At 59.8% G+C, this 13,687-nt stretch carries 11 protein-coding genes; 8 read left to right on the top strand and 3 right to left on the bottom strand.

Going from position 1 to position 13,687, the window contains the following annotated elements:
• Window positions 1-29: 29 nt before the first annotated feature.
• From A8O26_RS18105 to A8O26_RS18085, 5 genes are all read left to right on the top strand, one after another.
• A complete protein-coding gene (locus tag A8O26_RS18105; protein ID WP_016983621.1) occupies window positions 30-917 on the top strand; it encodes a 3-keto-5-aminohexanoate cleavage protein in 888 nt (295 codons plus the stop codon).
• A gap of 142 nt (window positions 918-1,059) precedes the next feature.
• Window positions 1,060-2,025: an L-carnitine dehydrogenase gene (locus A8O26_RS18100; RefSeq protein WP_064119198.1), complete on the top strand. Its 966-nt coding sequence runs from the start codon at window positions 1,060-1,062 to the stop codon at window positions 2,023-2,025.
• 220 nt (window positions 2,026-2,245) lie between these two features.
• Complete coding sequence (locus A8O26_RS18095; protein WP_064119197.1) at window positions 2,246-2,722, top strand: thioesterase family protein; 477 nt, start codon at window positions 2,246-2,248, stop codon at window positions 2,720-2,722.
• A gap of 24 nt (window positions 2,723-2,746) precedes the next feature.
• Window positions 2,747-3,910 carry a gamma-butyrobetaine dioxygenase gene (locus tag A8O26_RS18090; RefSeq protein ID WP_064119196.1) on the top strand — a complete coding sequence of 388 codons (1,164 nt, stop codon included), beginning with the start codon at window positions 2,747-2,749 and terminating at the stop codon, window positions 3,908-3,910.
• A 371-nt stretch (window positions 3,911-4,281) separates the two neighbouring features.
• Window positions 4,282-4,545: a hypothetical protein gene (locus tag A8O26_RS18085; protein WP_016983943.1), complete on the top strand. Its 264-nt coding sequence runs from the start codon at window positions 4,282-4,284 to the stop codon at window positions 4,543-4,545.
• A gap of 103 nt (window positions 4,546-4,648) precedes the next feature.
• On the opposite strand, the gene A8O26_RS18080 is transcribed toward A8O26_RS18085, so the two are convergent.
• Together A8O26_RS18080 and A8O26_RS18075 are read right to left on the bottom strand one after the other, a co-directional pair.
• Complete coding sequence (locus A8O26_RS18080) at window positions 4,649-5,752, bottom strand: GlxA family transcriptional regulator (RefSeq protein WP_007949927.1); 1,104 nt, start codon at window positions 5,750-5,752, stop codon at window positions 4,649-4,651.
• A 550-nt stretch (window positions 5,753-6,302) separates the two neighbouring features.
• Window positions 6,303-7,679, bottom strand: a complete 1,377-nt coding sequence (locus A8O26_RS18075; protein WP_064119195.1) for an L-serine ammonia-lyase — start codon at window positions 7,677-7,679, stop codon at window positions 6,303-6,305.
• 437 nt (window positions 7,680-8,116) lie between these two features.
• Here A8O26_RS18075 and A8O26_RS18070 point away from each other — a divergent pair, with 437 nt between their 5' ends.
• From A8O26_RS18070 to choV, 3 genes are all read left to right on the top strand, one after another.
• Complete coding sequence (locus tag A8O26_RS18070) at window positions 8,117-9,061, top strand: choline ABC transporter substrate-binding protein (RefSeq protein WP_064119194.1); 945 nt, start codon at window positions 8,117-8,119, stop codon at window positions 9,059-9,061.
• A 66-nt stretch (window positions 9,062-9,127) separates the two neighbouring features.
• Window positions 9,128-9,973, top strand: coding sequence for a choline ABC transporter permease subunit (gene choW, locus A8O26_RS18065; protein ID WP_007962645.1), 846 nt, complete (start codon window positions 9,128-9,130; stop codon window positions 9,971-9,973).
• The gene (gene choV / locus A8O26_RS18060) at window positions 9,970-11,148 is read left to right on the top strand and encodes a choline ABC transporter ATP-binding protein (protein ID WP_064119193.1); all 1,179 of its coding nucleotides are present in this window, start codon (window positions 9,970-9,972) and stop codon (window positions 11,146-11,148) included. Before choW ends, choV begins: the two co-directional genes overlap by 4 nt.
• A gap of 242 nt (window positions 11,149-11,390) precedes the next feature.
• Here the strand turns inward: choV and betT are convergent, their stop codons facing one another.
• On the bottom strand, window positions 11,391-13,388 hold the full coding sequence (gene betT, locus A8O26_RS18055; RefSeq protein WP_038363124.1) for a choline BCCT transporter BetT: 1,998 nt from the start codon (window positions 13,386-13,388) through the stop codon (window positions 11,391-11,393).
• Between the last annotated feature and the right edge of the window lie 299 nt (window positions 13,389-13,687).

Genomic DNA, 13,687 nt, shown 5'->3' with positions numbered 1-13,687 from the left:
GAGCCATCACGCCTGAAGGAAACCGCACCATGAACCACGACGTCATCATCACCTGCGCACTCACCGGTGCTGGCGACACGACCGCGAAGAGCCCGCACGTGCCGGTCACCCCGAAACAGATCGCAGCGGCAGCCGTTGAAGCGGCCAAGGCCGGCGCCACCGTTGTGCACTGCCATGTGCGCGATCCGCAGACCGGCAAGTTCAGCCGTGACGTGGCACTGTACCGCGAAGTGATGGAGCGCATCCGCGAGGCCGATGTCGACATCATCGTCAACCTCACCGCCGGCATGGGCGGCGACCTCGAAATCGGCGCCGGCGAGAACCCGATGGAGTTCGGCCCGAACACCGATCTGGTCGGCCCGCTGACCCGCCTCGCCCACGTTGAAGAGTTGCTGCCGGAAATCTGCACCCTCGATTGCGGCACCCTTAACTTCGGCGATGGCGACACCATTTACGTCTCCACCCCGGCGCAACTGCGGGCCGGCGCCAAGCGTATTACCGAGTTGGGTGTGAAAGCCGAGCTGGAGATTTTCGACACCGGTCACCTGTGGTTTGCCAAGCAGATGATCAAAGAAGGTTTGCTGGATAACCCGTTGTTCCAGTTGTGCCTAGGCATTCCGTGGGGCGCGCCGGCAGACACCACGACCATGAAAGCCATGGTCGATAACTTGCCAGCGGATGCGGTGTGGGCCGGGTTCGGGATTGGCCGGATGCAGATGCCGATGGCGGCGCAAGCGGTGCTGCTGGGCGGCAACGTGCGGGTCGGGCTGGAAGACAACTTGTGGCTGGACAAAGGCGTGCTGGCGACCAATGGCCAACTGGTCGAGCGCGCTACCGAGATCCTCAGCCGCCTCGGCGCCCGCGTGCTGACCCCGGCGGAAGGCCGCAAGAAAATGGGCCTGACCCAGCGCGGTTAAGGAACTCACCTCAAAACCCTGTGGGAGCGAGCCTGCTCGCGAAGAGGCCGGTCCATCCGAAGCGTCTTCAGCAGCAGAGCCAGCGCATTCGCGAGCAGGCTCGCTCCCACAGTTGATCGCCGAACTATTCAGGAATGTCGCCATGAGCTTTATCACCGAAATCAAAACCTTCGCCGCGCTGGGCAGTGGTGTCATCGGCAGTGGCTGGGTGGCCCGCGCCCTCGCCCATGGCCTCGACGTGGTCGCTTGGGACCCGGCGCCAGGCGCCGAAGCGGCGCTGCGCAAACGCGTGGCCAATGCCTGGGGTGCGCTGGAGAAAAACGGCCTGGCGCCGGGCGCTTCGCAGGATCGCCTGCGCTTTGTCGCGACCATCGAAGAGTGTGTTCGGGATGCCGATTTCATTCAGGAAAGCGCCCCGGAACGTCTGGAGCTGAAACTCGATCTGCACAGCAAAATCAGTGCAGCGGCCAAGCCGAATGCGTTGATTGGTTCGAGCACGTCGGGGCTGCTGCCGAGTGAGTTTTACGAGAGTTCGACGCACCCTGAGCGCTGCGTGGTTGGCCACCCGTTCAACCCGGTTTATCTGCTGCCGCTAGTGGAAGTGGTCGGTGGCAAGAACACCGCGCCGGAAGCTGTGCAAGCGGCGATGAAAGTCTACGAATCTCTCGGCATGCGTCCGTTGCATGTGCGCAAGGAAGTGCCGGGGTTCATTGCCGACCGCCTGCTTGAAGCGTTGTGGCGTGAGGCCCTGCACCTGGTCAATGACGGCGTGGCCACCACTGGCGAGATCGACGATGCGATCCGGTTTGGCGCCGGGTTGCGCTGGTCGTTCATGGGTACGTTCCTGACTTACACGCTGGCGGGGGGTGATGCGGGCATGCGCCACTTCATGTCGCAATTCGGCCCGGCGTTGCAATTGCCGTGGACCTATCTGCCAGCGCCGGAACTGACGGACAAGTTGATTGACGATGTGGTCGATGGCACCAGTGATCAGCTTGGTCGTCACAGCATTTCGGCGCTGGAGCGTTATCGTGATGATTGCTTGCTGGCGGTGCTTGAGGCGGTGAAGACCACCAAGGAAAAACATGGGATGACGTTCAGCGAGTGATGGGGTCGCTTCAAACCGCTGCCCTCACCCTAGCCCTCTCCCAGAGGTAGAGGGGACTGACCGAGTTGATTGTTAGAGTTACGCCGACTTGCACCACCGAGCCGAATTCAAGTTTTGAAAGGCCCCCGATCTGCTCCCTTTCCCCCTCTCCCCCCTGGGGGAGAGGGCTGGGGTGAGGGGGTAGCTATCTTAACGACCCGCCAACTGCCGGAACCCAATCATGCCCACCCTCACCACCTACCAAACCAAAATCATCCCCGACTGGGTCGACTACAACGGCCACCTGCGCGACGCCTTCTACCTGCTGATCTTCAGCTACGCCACCGACGCCCTGATGGACCGTCTCGGCATGGACAGCAACCACCGCGAAGCCAGCGGTAACTCACTGTTCACCCTCGAACTGCACCTCAATTACCTGCACGAAGTGAAGCTCGACACCGAGGTCGAAGTGCACACGCAAATCATCGGTCACGACAGCAAACGCCTGCACCTCTATCACAGCCTGCACAAGGTCGGCGATGAGCAGGAACTGGCCGGCAACGAACAAATGCTCTTGCACGTCGACCTCGCCGGCCCACGCTCGGCACCGTTCAGCCCAGACACATTGGGCCTCCTGCAAAGCATCGTCGCCGAACAGAAAGACCTGCCCGTTCCCGCTTACCTCGGCCGCGTCATCGCGCTGCCACCTGCAAGGTAAATCCATCGATCGCAAGGAGCCGCCATGAACACCGCTGCCGCTGTTGCCGATTTCCGTACTTATCCGTTGATCAGCGCGCTCGGTGGCGTGCAGAGCCTGGCGGATCGTGTTGCCATTGAGTGGGCTGACGGTCGCGTCAGCCCGTTTCACCATGTCTGGTTGCGAGACAACTGCCCGTGCGAACGTTGCGTTTACAACGTCACCCGTGAACAGGTATTCGAGATTGTCGATGCGCCTGATGATCTGAAACCAGCGGCCGCGCACATCGATACCGACGGCTGCCTGCGCATCGACTGGGCGAACGGTCACCTCAGCCGTTTCGATCCGGGCTGGTTGCGCGCGCATGCCTACGATGATGAATCCCGCGCCGAACGTCTGGCCGCCAAGCCCAAGCCCTTTCTTTGGCGTAACGATCTGCAACTCCCGGTATTCGAATACGCGGCGCTGATGAACGACAATGCCACCCTGCTGCAATGGATGATCGCCATTCGCGACATCGGCCTGACGCAAGTGCGCGGTGTGCCCACCGAACCCGGCTCGCTGAAGCTCATCGTGCAACGCATTTCATTCATCCGCGAGAGCAACTTCGGCGTGCTGTTCAACGTGCAATCCAAAGCCGATGCCGACAGCAATGCCTACACCGCTTTCAACCTGCCGTTGCACACCGACCTGCCCACTCGTGAGCTGCAACCGGGGCTGCAATTTCTGCATTGCCTGGTGAATGACGCCGAGGGTGGCGAGAGCATTTTTGTTGATGGGTTTGCGATTGCCGATGCGTTGCGCCAGGAAGATCCCGAGTCATTCAAGGCGTTGTGTGAAATCCCCGTGGAGTTTCGCAACAAGGATCGCCACAGCGACTATCGCTGCCTGGCGCCGATCATTGCTTTGGATGCTCTGGGCAGAGTCGCCGAGATTCGCATGGCGAACTTTTTGCGCGGGGCGTTTGAGACGTCGGTGGAGCAGATGCCGCTGTTGTATCGGGCGTATCGGCGGTTTATTGCAATGACCCGTGAGCCGCGGTTTCGGCTGATGCAGCGGCTCAATCCCGGTGAGCTGTGGTGCTTTGATAACCGCCGCACGTTGCATGCGCGCAATGCGTTTGATCCTGCTACCGGGGCACGACATTTTCAGGGCTGCTATGTCGACCGGGATGAGTTGTTGTCGCGGATTCTGGTATTGCAGCGCTAGACCGCATCATCGTCCTTCGCGAGCAAGCTCGCTCCCACATTGGAATGCATTTCAACTGTGGGAGCGAGCTTGCTCGCGAAAGCGTCAGTCCAAACAACGCGCTACTAACCGAATCACAGCCCAAAAAAAGCCCCGATGCAAGCCGTGACAGGATCGGGGCAGAGGGTACTGTTGAGGAGCTGCCAAGCGAGGGTGACCAAACCTTCGTGTTGCAAGCTGAGTTCAGTGTGCCCACTCCCTTGAGCGGCAAGTTAGCCGAAAACGACCTGTTCATAGCCGTCGCAGCCACTGCGACAAATCGCCCTTGCCGTGCCCCGGTGTGGCTACCAGAATCGAGCCACGACCTCCGTTACCGAAGAAGGATGCGCGTCATGATGTATGCCGATTTGATCGATCAGGAAGATTTGTTGGGCCAGCTCAAGGCGTTGGGTATTCAAGTACCCAGCGGCACTACCGCCGATCAGGCTTGCGAGTGCGCGGTGCGCGGTCTGGATAATGTTCGCGCGTTTGAACTGCGCAAGATGGTCAAGGACATGTACACCAGCGGCGCCAGCATTCAGCCTGCGGTGCGCCAGGCGATCGACAAACAGTTGTTGCCGGCATTGGCGGACTACCAGCAAAGCCATAGCGCCTGATAAATCCATTCGCGAGCAGGCTCGCTCCCACAGTAGGAATGCATTCCAATGTGGGAGCGAGCCTGTCTCCGGGCGGCGTTCCGACGAAGAACGATGACTCGGTCTACAGCCTCACGCTGGCAAATGTCGATTCATTGCGCGCCTGACTCAACGCCGACATCGGCCCCGACAGCGGCGACATCACGATTGCCTGCGGCAGCGGCAACATCGCCACTTGCTGGGTGGTGTTGGAGCCGACGCGCTCGTCACGCGGCGGAATGCCGAAGTATTCGCGGTAGCACTTGGAGAAGTGCGGCGTGGAGACGAAACCACACACCGACGCCACTTCGATGATCGACATCGGCGTCTGCTTGAGCAGTTGCCGGGCGCGGATCAGGCGCAGCTTCAAGTAGTAGCGCGACGGCGAGCAGTGCAAATATTTCTGGAACAACCGCTCCAGCTGTCGACGCGACACGGCGACGTACACCGCCAACTCATCCAGGTCGATCGGCTCTTCCAGATTGGCTTCCATCAGCGCGACGATTTCCTGCAGTTTCGGCTGATTGGTGCCGAGCATGTGCTTGAGCGGCACGCGCTGGTGATCCTGCTCGTTGCGGATGCGTTCGTAGACAAACATTTCCGAGATCGCGGCGGACAGTTCACGGCCGTGATCGCGGCTGATCAGGTGCAGCATCATGTCCAGCGGCGCGGTGCCGCCAGAGCTGGTGAAACGGTTACGGTCGAGGGTGAACAAGCGCGTGCTCATGGCCACGCGCGGGAAAGCTTCCTGCATCGCCGCCAGACACTCCCAGTGCACGCTGCAATCGAAACCGTCGAGCAACCCGGCGCAGGCCAGCGCCCAACTGCCAGTGCACACGGCGCCGAGGCGCTTGGACTGACGCGCCTGGCTTTGCAGCCACGAGACATGTTCACGGGTCACGGTGCGTTGAATGCCGATACCGCCGCAGACGATCACAGTGTCGAGTGGCGGGGCTTTGTGCATGGAAGCGTCGGGAGTGATTTGCAGACCGTCACTGGCCCACACCTGGCCGCCATCGACGGTAAGGGTGCTCCAGCGATACAGCTCGCGACCGGACAATTGGTTGGCCATGCGCAGGGGTTCTACTGCGGAGGCCAGAGAAATCAGCGTGAAATTGTCCAGCAGCAGAAAGCCGATGGATTGAGGCGCACGGTTCTGGGGTTGGGCCCCGGAGTTGAACGACGTCATCGCGGTATCTCCTCACACAAAGCGGGTGATGGCCTCAGGCGGAGGCTCTTGTTATTGCCAGCGTTCTCGCGTGGGAGACGGGCTTTGTTATGACAGAGCAATTGCCATGCCTAAAATTGGATGGCCGTTCAATAACTCCTGAAAACGACGTCGCGACGTGTCTATCCGAGCCGTCCGACGAAAGGTATTTCGAAGTGCCATCAGCGACGGTGAAAGCCCTGCCCCGACGTCTGTGAGCAAATCGGTAGCACTTGTGGGAACTGGCCTGCGCGCAGTTTGTGGGGAGTGTCACCGCAGGCACGGGTGACGGACGGTAGCGGGTGCTGAATGCATGTAACAGCTGGGAAAGACTCTTATCTGTTTGCGACGCGCTAAAAGGTGGCGTGATTTATTGTCCGTGTTCACTTGGTGAGCAGTTTTGACTGGTCTGGCCCCTTCGCGAGCAGGCTCGCTCCCACAGTAGATCTCCAGCGAACACAAAATTGGTGAACGCCAGGTTCCAATGTGGGAGCGAGCCTGCTCGCGAAGAATTCACCTCGGTGTCACTGATTCAGCACTCAACCGCGCTGACCGCCAAGCCACCGCGCGAAGTCTCTTTATATTTGTCATGCATGTCGGCACCGGTATCGCGCATGGTGCGAATCACCCGGTCCAGCGAAATAAAGTGCTGACCATCACCACGCAGCGCCATCTGCGCCGCGTTTATCGCCTTCACCGCCGCAATCGCGTTGCGCTCGATGCACGGCACTTGCACCAGGCCACCGACCGGATCGCAAGTCAGCCCAAGGTTATGCTCCAGGCCAATTTCCGCCGCGTTGCACAACTGCTCCGGCGTAGCGCCAAGAATCTCTGCCAGCCCCGCCGCCGCCATCGCGCACGCCGAGCCGACTTCACCCTGACAGCCAACCTCAGCGCCCGAGATAGAAGCATTCTTCTTGCACAGAATCCCCACCGCCGCCGCACCGAGGAAGTAGTCGACCACGTTGGCGTCAGTCACCGCCTCGCTGAACTTCATAAAGTAATGCAGCACCGCCGGAATGATCCCCGCCGCACCATTGGTCGGCGCCGTCACCATGCGCCCGCCCGCCGCGTTCTCTTCATTCACCGCCAGCGCAAACAGGTTGACCCACTCCATCGCGCTAAGCGTCGAGCCAATCACATTGGGCTTACCCAATTCCTGAAGACTGCGATGCAACTTCGCCGCACGCCGCCGCACATTCAAACCGCCGGGCAGGATGCCCTCGTGTTTCAGCCCCTGCTCGACGCAATCCTGCATCGCCCGCCACAGTTTCATAAGGCCGGCACGGATCTCTTCTTCACTGCGCCAGACCTTTTCGTTGGCCAGCATCAGTTCGGCGACCCGCAGGTTGTTCTTTTTACAAAGCTCCAGCAATTCAACCGCGCTGGAAAAGTCGTAAGGCAGTTCAGTGCGATCCAGATCGACCACGCCACTGGACGCCTGCGCCTCATCCACGACGAAGCCCCCACCGACCGAATAGTAGGTGTCGCGATGCAGTTCGCCGTGATCGCCCTCGGCCACAATCGTCATGGCATTGGGGTGGAACGGCAGGTTCTCGTCGATCAGACGCATGTCCCGCGCCCAGACAAACGGCACCGACAAACGACCATCCAATAGAAGGGTATGAGTTTCGCGCAGCGCCTGAATCCGCGGGCCGATCTGCGCCGGGTCGATTGCGTCCGGCCATTCGCCCATCAAACCCATGATCACCGCGTTGTCGCTGCCGTGACCGATACCGGTCGCCGACAACGAACCGAACAGTTGCACCTCGATTCGCCGCACCTGTTCCAGTTGATGCTGGCTCCTTAACGACTCGACGAACAACGCCGCCGCGCGCATCGGCCCGACGGTGTGGGAACTGGACGGGCCGATGCCGATTTTGAACAGGTCGAAAACGCTGATAGCCATTGCTGCAGAGCTCCTGAGGGTGCCGGTCCGGGACGCAAAAGCGCCCGCTGGCGGAGCTGCTACGCTCAAGCTGCGATCCGCCGGAATGCCCGCATCATCAGGCTTTTGTCGGAGCGCACGGCGTCTGACACCGACGCACTCATGTCCACCAGCGCCGCGCCGTTTTCGCCCCGGTTTTTCGCCGTTTTTTTGCGGTTCAGATGGCCATCGGGGGCTGAAAAAAGCTGTAAACGACGTCACCGACACTAGATACGACCATCCCTGTACTGGATACGACCCCCCCTGTAGGCGTCAGATTTTCACTGGTACATGATCGTTGTGACTCGATTGCAAGGCGCCGTGGTAGAGCTGTCTCCAGAACGCCATCCAACCGCAACCTATAAGTGCGGTGGTCCACAGTCGGAACACTGCCAAAAAAAACACCAAGGAGTCCATCCATGAAAGGTTCCCCGTCGTTGTTGTTGGCCGCCATGCTGAGTCTGCCGTTACTGGCGCAAGCTGCAGAACCGGCGCAGTGCAGTACCGTTAACTTCTCCGATGTCGGCTGGACCGACATCACCGCGACCACCGCCACCACCTCCGTCGTGCTCAACGCCCTCGGTTACAAGACCAAGACCACCATGATCTCCGTGCCCGTGACCTACAAGTCGCTGGCCGACGGCAAGAACATGGACGTGTTCCTCGGCAACTGGATGCCGACCATGGAAAACGACATCAAGGCCTACCGCGACGCCGGCACCGTGGAAACCGTGCGCACCAACCTCAAGGGCGCCAAATACACCCTCGCCGTGCCGCAAGCCTTGTATGACAAAGGTCTGCATGACTTCGCCGACATCGCCAAATTCAAGAAAGAGCTCGACGGCAAGATCTACGGGATCGAGCCTGGCAACGACGGTAACCGGCTGATTCAGAGCATGATCGACAAGGACGCCTTCGGCCTGAAGACCGCCGGTTTCAAAGTCGTCGAATCCTCGGAAGCGGGCATGCTCTCGCAGGTTGATCGCGCGCAGAAACGCGACACCGCCGTGGTCTTCCTCGGCTGGGCGCCGCACCCGATGAACAAGCGCTTCAAGATTCAATACCTGACCGGCGGCGATGATTTCTTCGGCCCCGATTTCGGTGCTGCAACCGTGGCGACCAACACCCGCAAGGGTTACGCCGCGGAGTGCAGCAACGTCGGTCAGTTGCTGAAGAACCTGGAGTTCACCGTCGACATGGAAAGCGAACTGATGGGCAACATCCTCGACGACAAGATGAAGCCTGACGCGGCCGCCAAGGCCTGGCTGAAAAAGAATCCACAAGTGCTCGATACCTGGCTCGCTGGCGTGACCACCATTGACGGTAAACCTGGCCTGGAGGCCGTGAAAGCCAAGCTTCAGTAATCGCTTATGCCGGACGGCTGCGGCCGTCCGGGCTGTTTATTTCCTTGCATGCGGACGTTCACTACCATGCTGATTGATCAGAAAATACCTCTAGGCCAGTACATCGCGGGCTTCGTTGAATGGTTGACGCAACACGGCGCCAGCACGTTCGACGCAATCGCCGTGACCCTGGAAACGATGATCCACGGCGTGACGTTTGCGCTGACCTGGTTCAACCCTTTTGTCTTGATCGGCCTCATCGCCCTGCTCGCGCATTTCATCCAGCGCAAATGGGGATTGACCGTTTTCGTTATCGCTTCCTTTCTGCTGATCCTCAATCTGGGGTACTGGCAGGAAACCATGGAAACCCTCGCCCAGGTCATGTTCGCGACCCTGGTCTGCGTGGTCATCGGCGTGCCGTTGGGCATCGTCGCCGCGCACAAACCGATGTTCTACACTTTAATGCGTCCGGTACTCGATCTGATGCAGACCGTACCGACCTTCGTTTACCTCATTCCTACCCTGACCCTCTTCGGGCTGGGTGTGGTGCCGGGCCTGATCTCCACGGTGGTGTTCGCCATCGCTGCGCCGATCCGCCTGACCTACCTGGGCATCCGCGATGTCCCGCAAGAACTGATGGACGCCGGCAAGGCCTTCGGCTGCTCGCGTCGCCAATTGCTCTCACGGATCGAACTGCCTCACGCCATGCCGAGCATCGCTGCCGGCATCACCCAGTGCATCATGCTGTCGTTGTCGATGGTGGTGATCGCGGCACTGGTAGGCGCCGACGGACTCGGCAAACCGGTGGTCAACGCACTGAACACTGCTGATATCGCCCTGGGCTTCGAAGCGGGCCTGGCGATCGTACTGCTGGCGATCATGCTCGACCGTATCTGCAAACAACCCGACGCCAAAGTAGGGGGTGACGCATGAGCATAATTCGCTTCGAAGACGTCGACGTAATCTTCTCCAAGGATCCACGCGAGGCGCTCAAGCTGCTGGATCAGGGCATGACCCGCAACGAAATCCTGAAGAAGACCGGACAGATTGTCGGCGTGGAAAAAGCCACGCTGGACATCAACAAAGGCGAGATCTGCGTGCTGATGGGCCTGTCGGGTTCCGGCAAGTCGAGCCTGCTGCGCTGCATCAACGGCCTCAACACCGTGAGTCGCGGCAAGCTGTTCGTCGAGCATGAAAACCGCCAGATCGACATCGCCTCCTGCACCCCGGCCGAGCTGAAAATGATGCGCACCAAGCGCATCGCCATGGTGTTCCAGAAGTTCGCCCTGATGCCTTGGCTGACGGTGCGCGAGAACATCAGTTTCGGTCTGGAAATGCAGGGTCGCCCGGAGAAGGAACGCAAGAAGCTCGTCGACGAAAAACTCGAACTGGTTGGCCTGACCCAATGGCGCAACAAGAAGCCTGACGAACTCTCCGGCGGCATGCAGCAGCGTGTCGGTCTGGCGCGGGCACTGGCGATGGACGCCGACATACTGCTGATGGACGAACCGTTCTCGGCGCTCGACCCGCTGATTCGTCAGGGCTTGCAGGATGAACTGCTGGAACTGCAACGCAAGCTGAACAAGACCATTGTGTTCGTGAGTCACGACCTCGACGAGGCGCTGAAACTCGGTAGCCGCATCGCGATCATGAAGGACGGCCGGATCATCCAGTACAGCGTGCCGGAAGAGATCGTGCTGAACCCGGCGGATGATTATGTGCGCACCTTCGTCGCGCACACCAATCCGCTCAATGTGCTCTGCGGTCGCAGCCTGATGCGCACACTGGACAAGTGCAAACGTATCAACGGTTCGGTGTGTCTCGATCCGGGCGGCGACTCGTGGCTGGACCTGGCTGAAGGCAACACCATCAAGGGTGCGCGGCAGAATGGTTCAGTGTTGAACCTGCAGAACTGGGCACCGGGGCAAGCGGTTGAGGGGCTGGAGCGCAAGCCGACGCTGGTGGATTCGAATATCGGCATGCGTGATGCGTTGCAGATTCGTTATCAGACCGGCAACAAGCTGGTGCTGCACGATGACAATCATGTGGTGGGGATCTTGGGTGACAGCGAGTTGTATCACGCGCTGTTGGGCAAGAACCTCGGTTAAGGCGGGATAAAAAAAGGGATCGCGGTGAGCGATCCCTTTTTTATTGGGTCAGGGAAAAGCCCCTCATCGGAACGCCGCCCGCCTAGCCCTCTCCCAGAGGGAGAGGGGACTGACCGAGTTGTATTTTCAAGCTACATCGACCTGAGAAATCGAGTCGAACTCAGGTATTGAAAAGCCCCCGATCTGCTCCCTTTCTCCCTCTCCCTTGGGGAGAGGGCTGGGGTGAGGGCAAGCTTTTGACTTTAGCTGTACACCCGGCCAAGGAGCTGCCGATGGCTTTCAAACTGATCGAGCACATCGCGCGTGATCTGATCCTGCGTGAAGCCCATCAGGTCGTAATCCTGGCTGCCGTTGTGCAAATACACTTCAGCGCGGTAGTAACGCTGGCGCGCTTCATCGGATTGAGCCGATTCGGTCGGGGTCGCCAGATAGCCGTCCAGGCTGACTTCGTAGACGAAAGGGTTGCCCTCTTCCATCTCGACGCGCACGCCCATGCAGCGCTTGGATTTACCCAACAGCGTCTGCACTTCCAGACCCTGCGCACGCATTTGCGCGGTGGCATCTTCCAGCGCCGGGCTGACCTGCTTGTCCATAAAGCGCTGCACTACCGATTGGCTCGGTTGCAGGTCCAGTTGCGTCAGACGCTCGCTGAAACCACGACGACCGCGCTCGGCCAGTTGCGCCTGCTCTTGTTCGATCTGCACGTCCTGGCGCATCGCCTTGTGCAGGCCGAACATGAAGAACACCAGCACCACCGAGAACGGCAGACCGGCCAGTACCACCATGGTTTGCATGGCTTCAAAGTTACCGGCGAACAGCAGACCGATGGTCACCAGCGTGATCACCACCGACCAGAAGATCCGCAGCCAGTGCGGCGCATCTTCGTCGACGTTGCCGCCCTTGCAGGACAGATTCGCCATCATCACCGCGCCGGAGTCGGCCGGGGTCAGGAACAGCACGAAGCCGACAAAGATCGACACACCGATGACGACTTTCGACGCCGGGTAGTGCTCAAGCAATTGATAGATCGCCATCGACGGCTGTTCCAGCGCCGTTTTGCCGAGCTCCACCGCCCCATGGTTCATCACCAGGTCCAGCGCCGAGTTACCGAAGATCGACAGCCAGGCCAAGGTAAAGCCCAGTGGAATCAGCAGCACGCCAGCCACCAGTTCACGCACGGTACGACCACGGGAAATACGCGCGATGAACATGCCGACGAATGGCGCCCAGGAAATCCACCACGCCCAGTAGAACAGGGTCCACAGGCCCATCCAGCGCTCGGACTTGGCGTTGTCGCCCTCGTACACATAAAGGTCGAAGGTTTTCAGCACGATACCGTTGAGGTAATCGCCGATGTTCTGCACGAAGCCATTGAGCAGGTGCAGGGTCGGGCCGAACAGCAAGACGAAAATCAGCAGACCGCTGAACAGCACGATGTTCAGGTTGGACAGACGACGGATGCCGTTTTCCACGCCGGACACGGCAGCGATGGTCGCCACGGTGCTCATCACGATGATCACGATCAAAAGGTTAGTGTTGCTGTGTTCCATGCCGAACAGGTTTTCCAGGCCCGAAGACACTTGCAGCGAACCGATCCCCAGGTTCGTCACCAGACCCAGCAGGGTCACGAACATGCCGAAGCCGTCCACCGCGTGACCGGCCGCGCCCTTGACCCAACGTTCGCCGACCAGCGGATACAACGCCGAACGCAGTGCCAGTGGCTGGTTATGACGGTAAGCAAAGTACGCCACGGCCAGACCGACCAGTGCGTAAATCGCCCAGCCGTGCAGGCCCCAGTGCAGGAAAGTCAGCTGTACTGCCTGACGCGCAGCCAGGTTGCTGGCCGATGCGCCTTCCGGCGGATTGAAGTAGTGATCCAGCGGCTCGGACGCGCCGAAGTACAGCAGCGAAATACCGATACCCGACGAGAACAGCATCCCCGCCCAGGCGCCGTAACTGAAATCCGGGGTGTCATCCTTGCTGCCCAGTTTGAGTTTGCCGTACGAGGAAAACGCCAGGCCGACGACGAATACCAGGTAGGCGGCGATCACCACCATGTAGTACCAGCCGAAGCTGCGCGACAACCAGGCCTGAGCGATACCCAACAGTCTGCCGGCCTCTTGCGGGGCGATAATCAGAATGGCGGTCAACAACAGAATCAGCGCGGTAGAGGTGTAAAACACCCAACCGTTGACCGTCACCTTCTCGGGCGGGGTCTTTATAAGCGAGGCAGAACTCATGGCACAAATGCTCCAGGCAGTGCGAGAGAAGAACACAAGGCAACACGGAACCCGACCAATCGGTTAGTTGGCAGCCGACCGGCGGGTGATATAAAGACACCCCGAAAAATGCCCGAACCTGCCGAAATGGCGCTGCGAATCGCTTTCGTGGCCGAAGGTGGACGGACGTTCATCCGAAACCTGGCCCTGAGCGTCTTGCCCTTTCAACACGTCCATCGAATCGCGAACCGCGCCATGCCCCACGCAGGTTTCGAGCTTTTTCGAATGTCGGTTTTATCGCCACTTACACGCAGGAAAAA

The organism is Pseudomonas fluorescens (assembly GCF_001648775.1).
In the GTDB taxonomy this organism is placed as follows: domain Bacteria; phylum Pseudomonadota; class Gammaproteobacteria; order Pseudomonadales; family Pseudomonadaceae; genus Aquipseudomonas; species Aquipseudomonas fluorescens_M.
Note: the sequence above shows the minus strand (reverse complement) of the source record. Positions and strands in the feature narration are given on the sequence as shown.